This is a genomic window from Micromonospora sp. DT53 (assembly GCF_049841535.1).
In the GTDB taxonomy this organism is placed as follows: Bacteria; Actinomycetota; Actinomycetes; order Mycobacteriales; family Micromonosporaceae; genus Micromonospora.
Map to the genome: position 1 here is coordinate 212,235 of NZ_JBNCKM010000006.1, position 19,656 is coordinate 231,890.

Annotated in this window: 17 protein-coding genes; 15 read left to right on the plus strand and 2 right to left on the minus strand. The window is 73.2% G+C overall.

Annotation, left to right across the window (positions count from 1 at the left end):
• Positions 1–59: 59 nt before the first annotated feature.
• The gene (locus tag ACLQ3B_RS20480) at positions 60–704 is read right to left on the minus strand and encodes a hypothetical protein (protein ID WP_425782310.1); all 645 of its coding nucleotides are present in this window, start codon (positions 702–704) and stop codon (positions 60–62) included.
• A gap of 159 nt (positions 705–863) precedes the next feature.
• Here ACLQ3B_RS20480 and ACLQ3B_RS20485 point away from each other — a divergent pair, with 159 nt between their 5' ends.
• From ACLQ3B_RS20485 to ACLQ3B_RS20525, 9 genes are all read left to right on the plus strand, one after another.
• Positions 864–1,637, plus strand: coding sequence for a GNAT family N-acetyltransferase (locus tag ACLQ3B_RS20485; RefSeq protein WP_425782311.1), 774 nt, complete (start codon positions 864–866; stop codon positions 1,635–1,637).
• The gene (locus ACLQ3B_RS20490; RefSeq protein ID WP_425782312.1) at positions 1,634–2,572 is read left to right on the plus strand and encodes a lysophospholipid acyltransferase family protein; all 939 of its coding nucleotides are present in this window, start codon (positions 1,634–1,636) and stop codon (positions 2,570–2,572) included. The genes ACLQ3B_RS20485 and ACLQ3B_RS20490 overlap by 4 nt, the downstream gene beginning before the upstream one ends.
• 125 nt (positions 2,573–2,697) lie before the next feature.
• Complete coding sequence (locus ACLQ3B_RS20495; protein ID WP_425782313.1) at positions 2,698–3,522, plus strand: DUF4097 family beta strand repeat-containing protein; 825 nt, start codon at positions 2,698–2,700, stop codon at positions 3,520–3,522.
• The gene (locus ACLQ3B_RS20500; RefSeq protein ID WP_425782314.1) at positions 3,519–4,130 is read left to right on the plus strand and encodes a PadR family transcriptional regulator; all 612 of its coding nucleotides are present in this window, start codon (positions 3,519–3,521) and stop codon (positions 4,128–4,130) included. Before ACLQ3B_RS20495 ends, ACLQ3B_RS20500 begins: the two co-directional genes overlap by 4 nt.
• Positions 4,131–4,202: 72 nt before the next feature.
• The gene (locus ACLQ3B_RS20505) at positions 4,203–4,904 is read left to right on the plus strand and encodes a response regulator transcription factor (RefSeq protein WP_110561683.1); all 702 of its coding nucleotides are present in this window, start codon (positions 4,203–4,205) and stop codon (positions 4,902–4,904) included.
• Entirely contained in the window at positions 4,901–6,445 is a 1,545-nt protein-coding gene (locus ACLQ3B_RS20510) for a sensor histidine kinase (RefSeq protein WP_425782315.1), read from the plus strand. Before ACLQ3B_RS20505 ends, ACLQ3B_RS20510 begins: the two co-directional genes overlap by 4 nt.
• Positions 6,446–6,507: 62 nt before the next feature.
• A complete protein-coding gene (locus ACLQ3B_RS20515) occupies positions 6,508–8,148 on the plus strand; it encodes a trypsin-like peptidase domain-containing protein (RefSeq protein WP_425782316.1) in 1,641 nt (546 codons plus the stop codon).
• 184 nt (positions 8,149–8,332) lie between these two features.
• Entirely contained in the window at positions 8,333–9,004 is a 672-nt protein-coding gene (locus tag ACLQ3B_RS20520; RefSeq protein ID WP_425782317.1) for a BON domain-containing protein, read from the plus strand.
• Between the two features lie 157 nt (positions 9,005–9,161).
• Complete coding sequence (locus ACLQ3B_RS20525; RefSeq protein ID WP_425782543.1) at positions 9,162–10,217, plus strand: glycosyltransferase family 4 protein; 1,056 nt, start codon at positions 9,162–9,164, stop codon at positions 10,215–10,217.
• Between the two features lie 18 nt (positions 10,218–10,235).
• Here the strand turns inward: ACLQ3B_RS20525 and ACLQ3B_RS20530 are convergent, their stop codons facing one another.
• Positions 10,236–11,735: a serine/threonine-protein kinase gene (locus tag ACLQ3B_RS20530; protein WP_425782318.1), complete on the minus strand. Its 1,500-nt coding sequence runs from the start codon at positions 11,733–11,735 to the stop codon at positions 10,236–10,238.
• A gap of 166 nt (positions 11,736–11,901) precedes the next feature.
• Between ACLQ3B_RS20530 and ACLQ3B_RS20535 the strand changes: the two genes are divergently transcribed.
• From ACLQ3B_RS20535 to ACLQ3B_RS20560, 6 genes are all read left to right on the plus strand, one after another.
• The gene (locus tag ACLQ3B_RS20535; RefSeq protein WP_425782319.1) at positions 11,902–12,735 is read left to right on the plus strand and encodes a patatin-like phospholipase family protein; all 834 of its coding nucleotides are present in this window, start codon (positions 11,902–11,904) and stop codon (positions 12,733–12,735) included.
• Positions 12,735–13,739, plus strand: coding sequence for a 1-acyl-sn-glycerol-3-phosphate acyltransferase (locus tag ACLQ3B_RS20540; protein ID WP_425782320.1), 1,005 nt, complete (start codon positions 12,735–12,737; stop codon positions 13,737–13,739). Before ACLQ3B_RS20535 ends, ACLQ3B_RS20540 begins: the two co-directional genes overlap by 1 nt.
• A gap of 142 nt (positions 13,740–13,881) precedes the next feature.
• The gene (cutA, locus tag ACLQ3B_RS20545) at positions 13,882–14,202 is read left to right on the plus strand and encodes a divalent-cation tolerance protein CutA (protein ID WP_091406014.1); all 321 of its coding nucleotides are present in this window, start codon (positions 13,882–13,884) and stop codon (positions 14,200–14,202) included.
• A gap of 48 nt (positions 14,203–14,250) precedes the next feature.
• Positions 14,251–17,712 (plus strand): SCO7613 C-terminal domain-containing membrane protein, encoded by a 3,462-nt coding sequence (locus ACLQ3B_RS20550; protein WP_425782321.1) that lies wholly within the window; start codon positions 14,251–14,253, stop codon positions 17,710–17,712.
• 137 nt (positions 17,713–17,849) lie between these two features.
• Positions 17,850–18,899, plus strand: a complete 1,050-nt coding sequence (locus tag ACLQ3B_RS20555) for a fatty acid desaturase family protein (RefSeq protein WP_425782322.1) — start codon at positions 17,850–17,852, stop codon at positions 18,897–18,899.
• A gap of 470 nt (positions 18,900–19,369) precedes the next feature.
• Positions 19,370–19,654: a hypothetical protein gene (locus ACLQ3B_RS20560; RefSeq protein WP_425782323.1), complete on the plus strand. Its 285-nt coding sequence runs from the start codon at positions 19,370–19,372 to the stop codon at positions 19,652–19,654.
• Positions 19,655–19,656: the final 2 nt, after the last annotated feature.

Here is a 19,656-nt window from a genome sequence, read left to right on the forward strand (position 1 = left end):
GGTACGTTCGCCTCCGTCGCGGGGTGGAGGCCTGTCATCCCTGCGGACGACGGCCCGGTTCAGCTGGCGATCCAGGTTGCCCGAGCCGCGCCGAGCAACGCGCCGTCCGGGGCGTACAGGCTGGTGTGCACGAGCGCCTTGCGTCCATCGACGCGCAGCAACGCGCCGGTCACCACGCACTCGTCGCCCGGCCGGGGCAGCGCCGTGACCACGGCGGCGATCCGGCCCAGCAGGTACGGGCGGCCCGGCGCGAGCACCGCCCAACCGCCGGGGCAGTCCAGCGCCGCCCAGACCGTGGCGCCGCTGACCTGCGCGGGCGCGCGGAACGGCGCGGCCGTCCGGCCATCGGGCAGCCGGCCGGGGAAGATCCGCAGCCCGTCGGCCCGCTGCGGCCCGCAGACGTAACAGTCGGGGAACGGATGCTCGACCAGGCCGGGGTAGCGGGTCGCGGCAGCCACCGCCGTGTCCAGGTCCACAGGGGGTACGACGGCATCGATCACCCCGGCCGGGCGCACCTCGGCCACCAGTTCGCCGGCCGGGTCCCGGACCTCGCCGTCGAGCAGGGTCAGGTCGGTCTCCAGCGGTGGTGGCCGACGCAGCGTCACCTCGACCGGCCCACCGCCCGCCTCGGCGGCGAAGACCCCCGCGCTCCAGCCACCGTTGCCGGAGCCGGCGGGCCCGTTGTAGCGGGACTCGATGCGCATCGTCGACCTCCGATGGTGCGTGTCGGCGCCTTCGCCAGCCTGCCCGGGCAGCCTCGCACGGTCGCCGCCGGGCCTCGCCAGCGGTCTCGCCTGCCGCCGTTCATCCGATCGACACCAGTGGTCCCCGTGGATGGCAACCCGGGCACCTACACAGATCCCATGGCCGTTCTGCATGCCGCTGGCACACCCCTGAAGACCAGCGGATACACCCTGCTGATCGCCGACGACCCCACCCAGGTCGCGGCCGCGCAACGCCTGCGCCACGAGGTGTTCGCCACCGAGCTCGGCGCCACCCTCCTACCCGGCGAGGCCGGATTGGACGTGGACCCCTTCGACGCGTACTGCGACCACCTGATCGTCCGCGAGGACAGCACCGGCGAGGTGGTCGGCACGTACCGGCTGTTGCCGCCGGGGCGCACCACCCGACGCTACGCCGAGGACGAGTTCGACCTGAGCCCGCTCGACCCCCTCCGCGACGACCTGGTCGAGGCGGGTCGGTCCTGCGTGCACCCGGACCATCGCTCCGGCGCGGTGATCAACCTGATGTGGGCGGGCATCATCCGGTACCTGCACCTGCGCGGCTCCCGCTGGCTCGGCGGCTGTGCGTCGGTGCCGGTGGCCGACGGCGGGCGCACGGTCGCCGAGGTGTGGACCCAGGCCCGCGACCGGCACCTGTCGCCGCCGCCGCTGCGGCTTCACCCGTTGCGGCCCTGGTTCACCGAGGCGGCTTCCGCCGGCCCGGTCGCCGCCGCCCCGGCCGGACGGGTCGCGGTGCCGCCACTGTTGCGTGGCTACCTCCGGCTCGGCGCGTGGATCTGCGGCGAGCCGTCGTACGACAGCGATTTCGGGTGCGCGGACTTCTACGTCCTCTTCTCCCTGGACCGGATGAACCCGCGCTACCTGCGGCACTTCCTGGGCGGGGAGCAGCGGTGACCGCCGTGCCGCGCGACCTGTGGCGGCCCTCCTCGGGCTGCGACGACGACTGCCTGCCGGCGGCCGGCGAGGTGCCCACGGTGCCGATGGCTCGTCGGGTGCTCCGGCTGGTCGCCGCGTTCGGCATGCTGCTGGCCGGGATCGCGGTGGTGGTCCTGCTGCCCGTGCTCCCCAGCCGGGAACGGCAGGCGCTGGTCAGCGGCTGGGCGCGAGGCACCGCCCGCGCCTTCGGCGTCCGCCTCGTGGTCCGGGGTCGGCTGCCCCGCCGGCGCGCGCTGCTGGTCGCCAACCACGTCTCCTGGCTGGACATCCTCGCGGTGCTGGCGGTCGCGCCAACCCGGATGGTCGCGAAGCGGGAGATCCGTTCCTGGCCGGTGGTCGGTCTGCTGGCCGCGGCGGCGGGCACGGTCTTCGTGGACCGCTCCCGGCCGCGGGCGCTGCCGAGCACCGTGGGTCGGGTCGCCGACGCGCTGCGCGCCGGGCGGTCGGTGGCGGTCTTTCCGGAGGGTACGACGTGGTGCGCCGGGACCGACGCCACCGACTGTCGCCCCGGCGGCGGTTTCCGGCCCGCGACGTTCCAGGCGGCCATCGACACGGGCAGCCCGGTGGTGCCGTTGCGGCTCACCTATCGATGCGCGGCCACCGGGTCGACGACCACGGCGGCGGCCTTCCTCGGTGCGGACACCCTGCTGCGCTCGGTGGCCCGGGTGGTCGCGGCGCGGGAGCTGGTGGTCTCGGTGACGATCGCCGGCGCGCTGCACCCGGCCCGTGACGCCGATCGGCGGTTGCTGGCCCGGGCCGCCGAGTCGGCCGTACACCTGGTGCCGACGGCGGGTGCCGTGGCGCGGGCCCGGCTGCGGCCGGTGCGGACGGTGACCCCCGCCGTTGCCGTGCCGACGCCGCTCGCCGATCGGGAGCTGGACCTGGCCGCCTGAGGGGAGTCACGCCGAACGCCGAGCCGGGCGCCCACTCGCGACCTGTCTTGTGCTGTCGCGATGTATCGCGTTACATTCTCCTCCTGTTCGGCGTGCGTCCCGCGCGTCGACGAGAGGGGGACGCCATGGCCGGATGGACGGTCGAGAGCCCGCAACGGCTCACCCTGGACGATCCGGTCGCCCAGCTGGACGTTCGATTGATCAGTGGGCGACTCAACGTGGTCGCCACCGACGGACCGACCCGGATCGACGTGACCCAGGTCGGCCGTCGGCCGGTCCTGATCGACCACGCCGACGGCCGGCTCAGCATCCGTCAGGAGCGCGGTCGGGGCTGGTCGGACGTCCTGCGCTGGTTCCGGATGATCCACCGCTATCCCCGGGTGGACGTCTCCATCGCCGTGCCCGCCGACGTCCTCGCCGACCTGGGTCTGGTCGCCGGCTCGCTGGTCGTCTCCGGCCTGCGCCAACAGACCACCGTGCACGTCGTCGCCGGCCAGATCACCCTGATGGGGTTGCGCGGCAGCACCTCCGCGAAGCTCACCTCGGGGCCGGTGGAGGCGCTCGGCGTCCGTGGCGACCTCACAGTGGAGACGGTCTCCGGGGAGGTGATCCTCGCCGACAGCGCCGCCGACCGGGTGCGGGCGCAGACCGTCTCGGGCGCCATCACCTGTGATTTGGACAATCCGCGGCGCAGCGAGATCCGGTTGTCCACCATCTCGGGCAGCATCACCGTCCGGGTCCGCGCGGACAGCGACCTCGCCGTCCAGCTGAACACCGCGTCCGGCCGCATCACCAGCGGCTTTCCGCAGCTACGCACCTCGACGTTCCCACTGCCCAGCAGCGAGGGGGTGCTCGGCGCCGGCGAAGGTAAACTCTGGGCTTCCGCGACCTCGGGGAGCATCGCCCTGCTCGCCCGAGCGGTCGACGACGACGGGGAGGAGCTGCCGTGACTGCCGTGTTCAGCCACGGGCGGCTCCGGCTCTACCTGCTCAAGCTCCTCGACGACGGTCCGAAGCACGGCTACGAGCTGATCCGCCTGCTGGAGGACCGGTTCCTCGGGTTGTACGCGCCCAGCGCCGGCACCATCTACCCCCGCCTGCAACGGCTGGAGGTCGAGGGTCTGGTCAGCCACACCGCGGCCGGCGGCCGCAAGACGTACGAGATCACCGACGCCGGCCGCGCGGAGCTGCGCCAGCGGGCCGGCGAGTTGACAGCGCTGGAAACGGACATCGCCGCCTCCGTGGCGGACCTCTCCAGCCTGGCCGGCGAGATCCGCAGCGAGGTACGCGGATCGGTGCGCGACCTCAAGCGGGAGCTGAGCGAGGCCACCCGGCAGACCCGACGGGTCCGGTGGGAGTCGCCCGCCCCGCCGCCCCGACCGGAGCCGACCACCGGCCCGCAGGCCGAGCTCCTCGACGAACTCGACGGGCGGCTGGCCGCGTTCACCGCCGAGGTGAGCCGGCTGATGCGCGCCCGACAGTTCAGCGACACCCAGCTGCGCACCGCGATCCGGCTCCTCGACGGCGCCCTCGACGGGCTACGTCGCCTGCTGCGCTGATCGGCGGCGACTCACAGGGTTTTTGCAGGAAGCGTCCAGCGCTGGCGCAGCGATGTCACCGATGATGGGCGCATGCCCGCTACCCAGACCGAGGCGCGACTGCTTGTCGTCGAGGACGACCCCAACATCCTCGAACTGCTCTCCGCGAGCCTGCGGTTCGCGGGTTTCGACGTGGCCACCGCGACAAGTGGGAGCGCGGCGCTGCACGCCGCCAAGGACCACCGCCCCGACCTGGTGGTGCTCGACGTGATGCTCCCCGACCTGGACGGCTTCGAGGTCATCCGGATGCTCCGCGAGGGCGGCACGCGCACCCCCGTGGTGTTCCTGACCGCCCGGGACGCCACCGACGACAAGATCCGTGGGCTGACTCTGGGCGGCGACGACTACGTCACGAAGCCGTTCAGCCTGGAGGAGTTGACCGCCCGGATCCGCGCCGTGCTGCGCCGCACCACGACCGGCGAGCAGGCCCCGTCCCGGCTCACCTTCGCCGACCTGGAGTTGGACGAGGAGACCCACGAGGTGCACCGGGCCGGCCAGCGCGTGCAGCTCTCGCCGACCGAGTTCAAGCTGCTGCGGTACCTGATGCTCAACGCCAACCGGGTGCTGTCCAAGGCGCAGATCCTCGACCACGTCTGGAACTACGACTTCCGTGGCGACGACAACATCGTCGAGTCCTACATCTCGTACCTGCGGCGCAAGGTCGACACGACCCAACCCCGGCTGATCCACACGCTTCGTGGCGTCGGGTACGTCCTGCGCAAGCCGGCGGCGTGAACCCGATCCAGCAGGCGAAGGGACGGGTGCGCAGCGTTCCACTGCGGGTCAAGCTCGTGACCGCAGTGCTGCTGCTGGTCGCTGCGGCACTGGTGGTGATCAGCTCGCTGACCACGTTCTTCCTCCGCAGCTACCTGGTCACACAGGTCGACAACGAGCTGAGTGGCTCGGCGCGCACCGTCGAGATCGCCGCCGCGCAGCAGGGGCGTGTGGGCGTTCCGACCGACTACCTGGTGGTGGTCGCCGGCCCGACTGGCGTCCGGGTCACCGTCTACGACGACAAGCGTTTCGCCACGGCCGACCTGCCGCCCTGGCCGACGGACGCTGCGGGCTTCGAGAAGCTCGAGGGCGAACCCTTCACTGTCCGGGCGCGAGACAGCAAGGTGCGCTGGCGGATGCTCTACACCGAGCTACCCACCGGCGAGCTTGCGGCCATCGGTCAGCACCTCACCGACGTCGACCTGGCCGTCAAGCGGCTGGTCTGGATCGACCTGCTGGTCGGTGGTGCGGTGCTGATCATGCTGGCCTCGGTGGGCGCGGCGATTGTCCGGACGAGCCTCAAACCGCTGGTGGAGATCGAGCGAACCGCCGCCGCCATCGCCGGCGGCGACCTGACCCGCCGCGTGCCCGACCCGGAGGAGGGCCAGGCGGTGCCCACCTCTGAGCTGGGCCGGCTCTCCCGTGCGCTGAACGCGATGCTCACCCAGATCGAGGCGGCGTTCACCGCCCGAGCCGCGTCGGAAACCTCGGCGCGCTGGGCGGAGAGCGCCGCCCGGGACGCCGCCGCCTCCGCTCAGGCGTCCGAGGCGCGGGCCATCCGCTCCGAGGAACGGATGCGGCAGTTCGTCGCGGACGCCTCCCACGAGCTGCGGACTCCGCTCACCACCATTCGCGGCTTCGCCGAGCTGTACCGGCAGGGCGCGGCCCGGGAGCCGGAGCAGATTGCCGGCCTGCTGCGCCGGATCGAGGACGAGGCCGCCCGGATGGGGCTGCTGGTGGAGGACCTGCTGCTGCTCGCCCGGTTGGACATGGAACGGCCGCTCTCGCTGACCCCGGTGGAGCTGCCGGTGCTCGCCTCCGACGCGGTGCAGGCCGCCCGGGCGATGGCACCGGACCGGCAGATCGAGCTGGAGATCGCGCCCGAGTCGGGCCCGCTCGTCGTCTCCGCCGACGACGCGCGGCTGCGACAGGTGATCGGCAACCTGGTCACCAACGCGCTCACCCACACCCCGCCGGAGGCCGAGATCCGGGTACGGCTGCGCGCCGAACCGGGTGGCTTCGCCGTCGTGGAGGTGGCCGACACCGGCCCCGGCCTCTCGGCCGAGCAGGCGGAACGGGTCTTCGAACGGTTCTACCGGGCCGACGCTGCCCGCACCCGGCGGGCCGACGGCAACACCGGCACCGGCCTCGGCCTGGCCATCGTGGCGGCGCTTGTCGCTGCCCACCACGGCTCGGTCGAGGTGGCCGAGACGCCCGGCGGTGGAGCCACCTTCCGGGTTCGGCTGCCGCTGCTGCCGCAGGTCGACGGAGCGGGCGAGTGACTTTCAGCCAACTTCCAGGACGGTCCCAGGTTGATTGCAGTGCGGGGGGAGAAGGTAGTGCCATGACCGAGTTCGAGTCCGACCCGCAGCGCCGGCCGGCCCCCACCGACGCCGAGCCGTCGCACCCCACCGCCGAGCTGCCGCGCGACGAGCGCGTGCAGTCCGACTCCCCGACCACTCCCGTACAGGCCGTCTCGACCAGCGGTGACCCGACGGTCGTCTCGACCGCTGGTGACCCGGAGACCACCGCCGTCACCCCGGCCGCAGCCCCGGACGGGTACGCCGGCTCCTCGACGCCCGCCGGCCCGCCGGCTCAGCCCACCGGGTACGAGCCGTCGACCGGCTACGAGCGCCCGGCCGCCACTCCCTCCGCCCCGCCGTACCCGGTCTCCGGACACCCGGCGCCCGGCCAGCCCGGCTACCCACAGCCGGCCGCCGGCCACTACCCCGGCGCCCCCTGGTATGCGGGGCAGCAGTCCGGCTGGGCCGGCGGGGGCCAGCCGGGCATGGCGTACGCCCAGCACCAGCAGCACCCCGGGCAGCACGCCCAGCACCCTGGACAGCACCCCCAGCACCCCGGGCAGCACCCGGGCCAGCCGGTTCCGCCGTGGGGCCCGCAGGTCGCGCCGCCCGGCAGTGGTCCCCGGCCGGGCCGGATCGCCAAGTTCGCAGGTGCCGGCGTCGCGGTGTTCGCCCTGATGCTCGGTTCCGGCGTGGCCGGTGGGGCACTCGCGCTCGCCCTCGATGGCGACGGCGGCGGTATCACCCGCACCTACTCCGCAGCTCCCGTGATCAATGGCGCAGACCTGCCGAAGATCGCCGCGGCGGTGCAGGACAGCGTCGTCTCGATCACCACCGACAGTGGTGAGGGCTCCGGGGTGGTGCTCAGCGCCGACGGGTACGTGCTGACCAACAACCACGTGGTCGCGACCGCCGCGGGCAACGCCGTGCGGGTGGTCTTCGCCGACGGTAAGACCGCCGACGCGAAGATCATCGGCACCGACCCGAAGACCGACCTGGCCGTGGTGAAGGCCAACGGGGTCAGCGACCTCAAGCCGGCCAAGTTCGGCGACAGCGACGCCATGCAGGTCGGCGACCAGGTGCTCGCCCTGGGCAGCCCGCTCGGCCTGCAGGGTTCGGTGACCTCGGGCATCCTCAGCGCCCGGGACCGCACCATCCGGGCCGGCGAGGGTCAGCAGCAGGACCCGACCCAGCAGAGCCAGCCGGTCAGCTCGATCTCCGGCCTGCTCCAGACGGACGCGCCGATCAACCCCGGTAACTCCGGTGGCGCGCTGGTCAACACCCGGGGTGAGGTGATCGGCGTCAACACCGCCATCGCGACCTCCGGGCAGAGCACCGGCAACATCGGAGTCGGGTTCGCCATCCCCAGCAACAAGGCCAAGGACGTCGCGGGCAAGCTCCAGCGTGGCGAGAAGGTCAGCCACCCGTCGCTCGGGGTCGGTGTCAACCAGGCCGAGGGCGGCGGCGCGCTCGTCGCGTCGATCACCCAGGGCAGCCCGGCGGAGAAGGCCGGCCTCCAGCGCGGCGACGTCGTCACCCGGTTCGGCGACAAGCCGGTCAACGACTCGGACGACCTGGTCGGCGCCGTGCAGGCCGGCAAGGTCGGCGACCGGGTCGAGGTGCAGTTCAAGCGCAACGGTGTCGAGAAGTCCGCGACCGTGACGCTCGCCGAGACGTCCTGATCGCATATCTGAACCTGCTTCCTCCCTCCGGCGGCGGGTGGCGGGGCCGAGGGGGTCGGCTCCGTCACCCGCCGCTTCTTTCCGCCCGACGGCGGTTCACCCGGATCGGGTGAACCGCCGTCACCCGTCTTCCCGGCAGGTTCGGAGGGCGAGTGTCAGCGACCGGAACCGGGGGTGGGGTGCCGTGATCGAGGTGGTGGGTGTCCGCGACGACCAGCGGATCCAACGCGACGTCCTGGCCGAGCTGGCCTGGGACGCCCGGCTGCAACCGAACGAGATCGGTGTGACAGTCGACCAGGGCGTGGTCACCCTGACCGGGTTCGTGGATGGTGCCGCTCGCGGTTGGGCCGCGACGCGATGCGCACAGCGGGTTCGCGGCGTACGGGCGGTGGCAGACGAGATGGAGGTGCGGCTGCCCGGCACTCCGGGGCGTACCGACGCCGAGGTCGCCATCGCCGCCACCAGGGCGTTGGAGTGGGACAGCTTCGTGCCCGCCGAACGGTTGGACGTGACAGTGGCCAACGGCTGGCTGATGCTGCGTGGTGCTGTCGAGTTCGGGTGGCAGCGGCGTGCCGCGGAGGGCGAGGTGCGTCGACTCGACGGCGTCCGGGGAATCACCAACCTGATCGAGGTACGACCCGCGGCGCCACCGGACGCCGAGCGGCTGCGTCGGGACGTCCAGCGGGCGTTGCTGCGCACGCTCGGCGGCGAGCGGGTGACCGTCGAGGTGGACGGCGACACGCTTGTCCTCGCCGGGGTGGTCCGTTCCTGGTGGGAACGCGACCAGGTCGAGCGGGTGGCGTGGTCCGCGCCCGGGGTGCGGGCGGTCCACGACCAGCTCTTGGTGGGCGGGTGATCGTCCGCCGTGTCCGGTTTACCCGGGACGCCACCGGGAAACCGCCGCCGACCGGCTCGACCGCCGGTGCCGCCGCACCGGGGATCAACGGGGAGGACTCGTGGCCGTGAACCACCCGCCTGCGGGCCGCCCCGAGGAGCGGTCGCTGCGCATCGCGATGGTGGTTCCGCCGTGGTTGTCCGTGCCGCCGCCCGGATACGGCGGCCTTGAGCAGGTCGTGGCCGCCCTGGTGGACGCGCTCTGCGGGCAGGGGCACACGGTGACCCTGTTCGGCGCCGGCGGTGACCACGGCACAGCGGCCGACGGCTTCGTCTCCACCGTCGCCGAGGTCCAGTACGAGCGGCTCGGCGAGTCACTGCCCGAGCTGGCTCACCTGGCCCGGGTGAATCGGTTGATCAGCGCCGCCGACTTCGACGTGATCCACGACCACACCACGATCGGTCCGCTGGTCGCCGGCCGCCGGGCCGTGCCGACGGTCGCGACAGTGCACGGGAACCCCGTGGGGGAGTACGGCGACGTGCTGAGCGACATCGACTCGGGCGTCGCCCTGGTGGCGATCTCGCACGCCCAACGCCTGTTGAACCAGGGTCTGCCCTGGGCCGGCACGGTGCACAACGCGCTGGACATCCGCGGTTTCCCGCGAAAGCACACGCCCGGTGCGGGGCCGGTGCTGTGGTTGGCCCGGTTCAGCCCGGACAAGGGCCCGGACACCGCCATCCGGGCGTGCCGGGCGGCCGGGTTGCCCCTGCTGCTGGCCGGCAAGTGCAACGAGCCGGCCGAACGTCGCTACTACGAGCAGGTCGTCGCGCCGATGGTCGACGAGGATGTGACAGTCGTGCTCAACGCGGACCGGGCGACGACGCTGCGGATGTTGGTCGACGCCCGTTGCCTGATCATGCCGATCCAGTGGGACGAGCCGTTCGGCATGGTGATGCTGGAGGCGATGGCGACCGGCACACCTGTGGTCGCGCTCAACCGGGGCGCGGTGCCGGAGCTGGTTCGGCCGGGGCTGACCGGGCTCGTCGTCGACCGGTCGGAGGAGCTGCCCGCCGCGTTGCTCGCGGCGGAGCGACTCGACCCGGAGGACTGCGTGGCGCACGTCGGCCGGAACTTCTCGGTCGAGCGGATGGCGAGCGGCTACGCGGAGGTCTATCGGCGCTTCGCCCTCGGCCGGCGCGACGTCCGTGCACCGGCCCGGGTGCCGGTGCGCTGACCCACAGGTGTCGCCGGGTCAGGCGCCTGTCGCGCCCAGCTCGGCGATGGCGGCGTCGAGTCGGGACGCGTACGCCGGGCTGATGCCGCCCTCGCCGAGGCGGACGGTGACCTTGTTGCGCAGCCGGGCCACCGGTGGCGCCAGGTCTTCGCGGCCGGAGCTGACCGCCACGGTCAGGTTGCGCAGCTCGTTGCGCAGGTCGAGGGCCACGTCGTCGCGGATCTCGCCGGCGCTCAGCCCGGCGCTGATCAACCCGTCGACCCGGGTCGCGGCCTCGGTCAGGGTGCCCGGGTTCGAGGTGGGCGCGCTGGTGGTCGGCTTCCTCGACGGTGGCGTGGTGGGCGCGCTCGGCGTGGTGGGCGCGGGCGCCTCGGTGCCCGGCGGGTCGGTCGACGGGGTCGTCGTCGGGCCGGCGGAGGGCTGCGCCCGGCGGGCCGGCTGCTGTTCGGGCAGCAGGGCCACCCCGGCCAACGTCAACCCGATGGCCAGCACCAGCAACAACACAAGCCTCCGCCGGGACCAGGGCGACCCGGTGGTCGGTTCGCCCGCGCCGGGGGAGGCCCCGCCGTCCGAGGTGTCGTCGTCCAGTCGCGCCGCCGCCGGGACGCTGGCCGTCGCCACGGCGGGCGACTGCGGCGGCAGGGGCTGGGTGGGCACCCGGATGGTCGCGGTCGGCGGCTCGGTCGGCAGCGAGTGGTCGCGCAGCGCGGTGGCGACCTGCCGGGCGGTCGGTCGATCGGCCGGGTTCCGGGCGAGGCTGCGCAGGCAGATCTGGGCCACCGGTGCGGGCAGGTCCGGTAGCTCGGCCAGCGTCGGCGGCGGACCACTTGCCAGCGCGGCGCTGAGCTGTTCCCAGGTGTCCGCCGGATACGGGACCCGACCGGTGAGCGCCTCGTGCAGCAGCACGCCGAGCGAGTAGACGTCGGTGGACGGCTGGGCCGGCGCACCGTCGAGACGTTCCGGGGCCACGTACGCCGGGGTGCCGAAGGTCTCGCCGTCCTCGTCCTCGTCGGGCGCGCCGATCCGGGTGGCGATGCCGAAGTCGAGCACCTTGACGCCCGTCCCGGTCATCATCACGTTGGCCGGGGTGATGTCCCGGTGCACGATGCCGAGCCGGTGCGCGGCGGCCAGCGCGTCCGCGACCTGAGCGCCCACCTGGACCGCCTCGGCCCACGGCAGCGGCCCCTCGGTGAGCCGAAGCTTCAGCTCCTCGCCGTTGAGCAGCTCCATCACCACGAACGAGGTGATCGAGCCGTCCGGGTCGACCGTCTCGCCGTAGTCGTGCACGGAGGTCAGATGCGGGTGCACCAGCTGGGCGGCGGCCCGTGCCTCCTCACGCACCATGCCCCGAAACCGCGCGTCGGCGGCCAGTGACGGGGCGAGCACCTTGAGCGCGACGACCCGGTCCAGTACCTCGTCCCGGGCACGCCAGATGACCGACATGCCGCCGGCGCCGATCTGGTCCAGAAGTCGGTATCTGCGAGCCAGCAATCGGCCCGGATGCAGCGCTGCCTTCACGGATCGCACCTGCCTCAGGGGTGGGAGCGGTATCAGGTTGCGCGAATGTGCCCTGCCTGTCAACGCCGATGCCACCGGCCGTCGGCGGACGGTGCCTGCCGTGCGCCCGACCGCCGGTCGACGGCGGCCAAGTTGTCGGCGGCCGGCCCGTGCCAGGATGAGAGACATGGCGGCGGGACCTGTGGCGTTCGTGCTCGGCGGCGGGGGAGTGCTCGGCGCGGTCGAGGTGGGCATGTTGCGAGCGCTGTTCCGCGCCGGCATCCAACCCGACATGGTGCTCGGCACCTCGATCGGCGCGGTGAACGGCGCGCTGGTCGCCGCCGACCCGTCGGAGGCGGTGACCGACCGGCTGGTCCGGCTCTGGGCCTCACCGGAGGCGAGCGAGGTGTACGGCGACTCGGTCGCCCGGCAGTTGCGCCGTTTCGCCGCCCGCACCCACCTGCACTCACCCCGGCCGCTGCGCCGCCTGCTGGAGACCGAGTTGGGGGTGGACACCACCTTCGCCGACCTACGGGTGCCGTTCCGTTGCTGTGCCGCCCACATCGAGCGGGCCGCCGAGCACTGGTTCGACAGCGGTCCGGTGGTGCCGGCGGTGATGGCGTCGGCCTCGGTGCCGGGTCTGCTTCCGCCGATGCAGATCGACGGTGCGCACTACGTGGACGGCGGGATCGTCAACTCCATCCCGATCGGCGAGGCGGTGGCCGTCGGCGCCCGCCGGATCTACGTCCTCCAGGTGGGTCGGATCGAACGGGAGCTGACCCCGCCCCGCCGGCCGTGGGAGATCGCACAGGTCGCGTTCGAGATCTCCCGGCGGCACCGCTTCTTCCGGGAGATGGCGGCGCTGCCCGAGGGGGTGGAGGTGCACGTCCTGCCGACCGGCGGGCTCAACCCACGCGACGACACGCCGTGGGCGTACCGGGACATGGCGGCGGTGGGACGGCGGATCAGCCGCGCGTACACCGCCTCCCGGCGTTACCTCGCCACCCACCTGGAGCGGTGATGCCGCTGCCTCCCCGGTGGTTGCGTCGGCTGCTGCTCGCCCCCGTCGTCGTGCTGCTCGCCTTCCTCGTGGTCACCACGTTGCCGGTCTGGGCGCTGCTCGCCGCTGCCGCGTCCCCGCTGGTCCCGGGCCGGTTGCGCCCGCTGCGACTGCTCTGGATCGGCTGCTTCTACCTGGTCTGGGACGCCGCCGCGCTGCTCTCGCTCTTCGTGCTCTGGGTCGTCTCCGGCTTCGGCTGGCGGACCCGGTCGCCGGCCTTCCAGCGCGCGCACTACGTGCTGGCCGGCTGGTTCCTGCGGGCGCTGTTCTGGCAGGCACATTGGACACTGCGGTTGCGCATCGACGTGGTGGGCACCGACCCGGACACCGCGCTGCCCGGCCGGCCCGAGCTGGTGCTCTGCCGGCACGCCGGGCCGGGCGACTCGATCATCCTGATCCACGGTCTGGTCAACTGGTTCCACCGGGAGCCACGGATCGTCCTCAAGGACAGCCTCCAGTGGGACCCGGCGATCGACGTGCTGCTCAACCGACTGCCCAACCGGTTCATCGCGCCGACCCCGGAACGCGGCGAGGAGACGGTACGCCAGGTCGGGCACCTGGCCACCGGCCTGGACGACAACGACGCGTTCGTGATCTTTCCCGAGGGCGGCAACTTCACCCCGAAGCGACGGCTGCGCGCCATCGCCCGGTTGCGCTCCCTCGGGTTGGAACGGATGGCCCTGCGCGCCGAGCGGATGCGCCACGTGCTCGCCCCGCAGCCCGGTGGGATGCTCGCCGCGCTGGACGCCGCACCGGACGCCGGGGTCATCTTCGTCGCCCACACCGGACTGGACCGGATGCTCACCGTCGCCGACGTGTGGCGGGAACTGCCGATGGACAAGCGGATCGTGATGCGGTTCTGGTCGGTGCCGCCGGAGGACGTACCGACCGGACGGCAGCAGCGCATCGACTGGCTCTTCGACTGGTGGGCGCGGATCGATGCCTGGATCGCCGCGAACCGGTGAGCGCGAGGAGTGCAGCGAAGCGGAGCCCCGCAGTCGCGAGCGAAAGGCGGGCCCGGTGAGCGCGAGGAGTGCAGCGAAGCGGAGCCCCGCAGTCGCGAGCGAAAGGCGGGCTCAGCGGCGTATGTCCGCGTAGGGTGCGGGCGTGGACGAGATCTGCGTGGTGACAACGGTGGTGGACGCGCGTTCGGTCGCCGACGTGTTGGCGGCTGCGGCCGTCGCCGGCAGGCTCGCCGCCTGCGCCCAGGTGGGTGGCCAGGTGGACAGCACCTACTGGTGGCGGTCCGGGATGGAGACCAGCACCGAGTGGTCGGTGCAGTTCAAGACCGCACCGGATCGGCTCACCGCGTTGCTGGACCAGATCCGGGTCAGCCACCCCTACGAAGTGCCGGAGATCCTGGTGTCCAGGGTGGAGAGCGGAAACCCCGACTACGCCACCTGGGTGTACGAGCACACGCGATCCTGAGTACGCGCACTCTGGGTCGTACCCCGGTCGGCTGTCGATGATGACCGGGTGGACGACACCCGTTACCCCTGCCCCGCCTGCGGTGCGCCGGCCGATCTGAGCACCGGTTGCTCCGGCTGCCGGCGTGCGCCCGACCCGATCGCCGCCGAGGTGGTTCGGCTGAGCCGCGAGGTCGCCGAGCTTGAGCCGGAGGTGGAGCGGGCTCGCCGCGCGTACACCGAGCTGGCCGGACGCCTGACGGCCGTGTCGCGACGGCGGGCCGAACTGGCGGCGGTCGTCCGTGCGGGGTTGGCGACCTCGGTCGGGGCGCGCCCGACGTCTCTGCTCGGGCCGGCGCCGTCGATCGGCCCAGGCCCCGGGGTGGCGGCGGATGTGCCGCCGGGTGCGGCGGAGACCTCGACCCGGACGGTCCAGGGTCTGCTCTTCGTCCTCGGTGGACTCCTGCTGGGCACCGCGGCGGTGGTGTTCACCGCGGTCGCCTGGGCGGCGGTGGGGGTTGGCGGGCGGGCGTTGATCCTGGCGGCGTTCACCGCGCTCGCTCTGGGCGTGCCGCTGCTGGCGGTTCGTCGAGGGCTGCGCGGTACGGCGGAGACGTTCGCCGCGGTGGGGTTGCTGCTGGTGGTGCTCGACGGTTACGCGGCCTGGTCGGTGGACCTGGCCGGGGTGGCCGGCTGGCCGGGCAGCCGGTACGCCGCGCTGGTCGGGGGGGCCAGCGCGGCGGTCGCCGTTGCGTACGGCCGGTGGAGTGGGTTGACGGGGCCCTGGTTCGCCGCCCTGGTGGCCGCCCAGCCGGCGTTGCCGCTGCTCGCCGCCGAGTCCGGGCCGGGTGCGGCCGGGTGGGCGTTGGTCCTGCTCGGGGTGGCGTTGCTGAACCTGGCTGTGTTGGCCGCGCTGCGCGGCCGGGCAGGGGCGGCGCAGCTCGTCGGCCGGGTGCTGGCCGGCGTCGGCCACGTCGCCGCGTTGGTCGGCGCCGCGGCCTGCGCGGTGGTGCCGTTGGTCGCTGGGCGGGCGGGGGGCTCGCCACTGCTGGCCGGGTTGCCGCTGTTGCTTGTCGTGCTGACCGGGCTCGGTGCGGCCTGGCTCGTCGGGGGGCGGGCGCTGCGGGCGGTGGCGGCCGGGTTTGTGGTGCCGGTGCTCGCCGCCGCGCTGCTGCGTCCGGTGGCCGAGGTGCGGCCGTCCCTGCTGCTGCTCGCGGCGGCGACGGTGGCGATCGGGCTGGCCGCTGCGGTGCGGCTACTACCGGTGGCGGCGGACGGTGGCCGCGGTTGGCGCGGTGGCCCGCGGGCCGGTGCGCTGTTCGTCGCGGCGAGCACGGCGCAGGTCACCGTGCTGATCACCATCGGGCTGGCGGTCGCAGCCGTCGGCCGGTCGCTGCCTCCCTGGGGCGGGGCGGGGACGGGGCCGGACCTGCGCTGGGGTTGGCAGCTGGCACCTGCCGTGGCGATGGCGATCGGCGCGACGGTGCTGCTGCTGCCCCGCAGCGCGCGGGCGGTGCTCGCCACGGCCGGCGCGGTGGCGGTGCTGTTCGCCGTGCCCGCCGGCTGGTCGGCCTCCTGGCCTCAGGTGCTGGCCGTCGATCTGGTCGGCGGGGTCGTGCTGCTGCTCGCCGTGCTGGCTCGTCCGACCATCCCCTCGGTGGACCTGTGCACCCGTGCGCTCGGCGGTGCCGTCCTGCTCGGGCACGGGTTGCTGGTCGCCCTGGCCGCCCCGACGGGTGCCCTGGTGGCGCTCGGCGTTCTCACAGTGGTCGGGTTCGCGCTGGCCGTCCGACGGGGGGCCGGCGCGTACCGGGAGGTGGCCGGTGTGGGTCTGCTGGTGGGGCAGCTCGCGCTGCCCGGGATCGCGGCGGTGGCGCTGCTCGCCGCGGGCGCGCCGCCCTGGTGGCAGGCCCGGCTCGCGCTGGCCGCCGCCGGGCTGCCGCTGGTCGCGGCGCTCGCGGCGCGTCGCCACCGGGTGGAGCTGACCGGGTACGCGGTGACCGGCGCCGCCGTCGCGGTGAGCGTGCCCGGCCTCGCGCCGCTGGTCGGGGCGGGTGACGAGCCGCTCGCGCTGTACGCCGCGCTGGCGTCGCTGGGCGTCGCGATCGTCGTCAGCTGGCTGCCGTCGGCGAGCACCTCCGGCTCGGCGGCCCCCGGGGACCGGCCGACGGTCGACGAGCGGGAGCCGGCCCGGTCGGCGCTGTTGCTGGCGGCGGGCGGGGCGCTGGCGGTGGTCGCCGTCCTGGCGGCCCTGCCGACGGTGCTGACGGCGTTCGTGTCGCCCTACGACGGCCGGGACCGGGTGTGGTCGGGGGTGCCCACGGTCGTCGCCGACCCGACGGTGCTCCCGGTCGGGTTCGCGCTGGTCGTGCTCGCGGTGGCCGCGGCGCTGGTCGGTCGGCGGGCCGACCGGCCGGTGCCGTCCGCGCTGCCGTTCGTCGCGGCGGCGCTGCCGGTGCTGCTCATCGCGATCGGCGCGCCGTGGCCGGTGCTGCCGGCGGCCGTCCTGCTCGCCGGCCTGGCCGCGCTCCTGTTCACCGCGCTGGCCGCGACCCGCCCAGCCCTCGCACCGATCGCCGTGCCGGTGGGTGTGGTGCTGGTGGCCTCCGGTGTGCTGGGTCTGCTGGCCACCCGGGCCGGGACGCTCGCGGCCGAGGGGGCGCTGCTGGTGACGGCGGTCGCGGTCGCCGTCGGGGCGCGCAGGTTCGGGGTACGGGTCGCCGGCTGTCTCGCCGCCGTGGGCGCGGCGTCCGCGCTGGCGGTGACCGCCCCGCTCGCCGGTGGGCTGCCGTTGCGGGCCGCCGCGTACCCACTGCTGGTGGTGGCCGCGTTGGTGCTGGCGGCCGCGGCCCTCACCCCGGCGCGGGCCCGACCGGGACGAGTGCTGGACGCTGCCGCGCAGGCCGTCGCGCTGGTGGCGGTGGTGCTCGCCGTCGAGGTGGCGCGGCACCTCGCCACCGTCTGCGTGCTCTGGGGTGTCGCCGTCGCGCTGCGACTGCTGCGCCGGGGTGAACCGGCCGGTCGGCGGTGGGTGTTCGCCGGGATCGCCGCCGGCTGCGAACTGCTCGGGGCCTGGGTGCTGCTGGCCGCCGGTGGGGTGACCGTGCTGGAGGCGTACACCCTGCCGGCCGCGGCGCTCGCCGTCGGCGCGGGTCTGCTGGCGCTGCGTACCCGGCCGGGGCTGACCAGCTGGCCGGCCCTCGGCCCGGGCCTGGTCGCGGCGATGCTGCCCAGCCTCGTGTCGGTGCTGGCCGGGCCGGAGCCGCAGCCGTGGCGGCGACTGCTCCTCGGCGCGGCGGCGACAGGCGTGGTGCTGGCCGGCGCGGCCCGCCGATGGCAGGCGCCGGTGCTGCTGGGCGGCGGGGTGCTGACGCTGTTGGCGCTGCACGAGCTGGCCCGGGGGTGGGATCTGCTGCCCCGGTGGATCTATCTGGGGGTCGGTGGGCTGGCGCTGGTCGGGCTCGCCGCCACCTACGAGCGGAGGCGACGTGACCTGGCCCGACTGCGCGCCGCGGTGGGTCGGCTCGGCTGAGTCGAACCAGTAGGGGTAGGGCCTGCCCTACCCCCCATTCGGGGGTTGTCGGGTTTACTCAGCGCTATCGCAATCGGGACACTTGACAAATAAGCCCGAACCACCCCGGTACGGGCGCAAGCGGAACGGGAGCAGCGATGGCGCTCGGAGCGGTGGCGGAACCGCCGGTACGACGGCGAGGTAGTGACTACGCACAGTTGTCCCGACGGATCAGCCAGGCGGGCCTGCTGGAGCGGCGCCCCGGCTGGTATGTCACCCGCATCGTGCTCACCCTCGGTGCCTTCGTGGCCGGCTGGGTGGCCGTGTTCCTGCTCGGCGACTCCTGGTGGCAGCTCCCGCTCGCGGCCGTGATGGCGGTGGCCACCACCCAGGTCGCGTTCCTCGGCCACGACGCCGGGCACCGGCAGATGTTCCGTCGGCGTGGCCCCAGCGAGTTGGTGGGGCTGTTCGCCGGCAACGTGGCGGTGGGGATCAGCTACGGCTGGTGGGTCGACAAGCACAACCGGCACCACGCCAACCCGAACCACGAGGACGAAGACCCGGACGTCGGCGCGGGAGCCCTGGTGTGGACGCCCGAGCAGGCGTTGGAGACTCGGGGGTTCGGCCGTTGGATGGCTCAACGGCAGGCGTACTTCTTCTTCCCGATGCTGCTCCTGGAGGGCCTGAGCCTGCACGTGGCCAGCATCCGGGCGATCGTCGGCCGGGAGGACGGCAAGTACACAGTCCCGATGCGGCACCGGGCGGTCGAGGCGGCACTGCTCGTCGCGCACACCGCCGCCTACGTGGCACTGCTGTTGGCGGTCATGTCACCGGTCAAGGCGCTTCTCTTCGCCGTCGTACACCAGGCGCTGTGGGGCCTCTACATGGGCTGCGCGTTCGCGCCGAACCACAAGGGCATGCCGATGCCGACCGCCGAGGACGAGCTGGACTTCCTGCGTAAGCAGGTGCTGACCTCCCGCAACGTGCGGGGCAGCCGACTGGTGGACACCGCGCTCGGCGGTCTCAACTACCAGATCGAGCACCACCTCTTCCCGAACATGCCCCGCGCCAACCTGCGCCGGGCCCAGCCGATCGTCCGTGCCTACTGCGTCGAGCAGGGCATCCCGTACGCCGAGACCGGGCTTGTCGAGTCGTACCGGCAGGCACTCGGTCACCTGCACGAGGTGGGGCGGCCGCTGCGCGGCTGAACGCGGCACTGATCGGTGGGGTGGCATCTGATGATGCCGCCCCACCGATGTGTTTCTGGCCTCCGGTAGGTCCGGACGTTCGCATCCCGCCCACCATTGCCACCACGTGAACCGAATTGCCGCAGGTCAATGGTTGCCACGGTCAATCGGGGCTTGCTAGGTTCACGAGGGCTGAGGGACGGGTCCCTCGACGCGGATGGCCTCCCCCGTGTTCGCCTACCGTTTCCACTCCACTTCATGTTCTTCCTGGCGAATGGTGACGTTCGGGAGGTGGCCAGCGGACTGAGCGTGCGAGACGACATGCTGATTCGCGAATCCGATGGCCGCCTACTGGTGTGGTCCCATCCCGGCATCGTTCCAACTACCGTGGCCACGCCCGATGCAGGGGGGAGCGGCGGAAGGTGAGCCGCTCGTGGGCTGCCCCCTCGGAGGTTGACCCTGGTTCAGCCACCGCTGCCCAGCTTGGGCTGATGCGTGATCTCGTCGGTGGAAAGATCGCCGGGCCGGATTTCGCGCGGGCGTGGTTAGCCGCTCGTCGTCGTGCGCTGGACGCCGGGGAACGTCTTCGTGAGAGGTTCGATCGGGTGCTTACGGACGTGTTCTATTCGCTTGATGGTTACGCGATCGATCCAACTCTTCGCGATCCCGATGACGTTACGGACGAGGAACTCGTCACGGAGGTTCGGATGGCACTCGATCATCTGGACTCGCTCGATCTTTCGCGGAGACACCGCGGTTGGTCGGAGGGTGCGTGAAG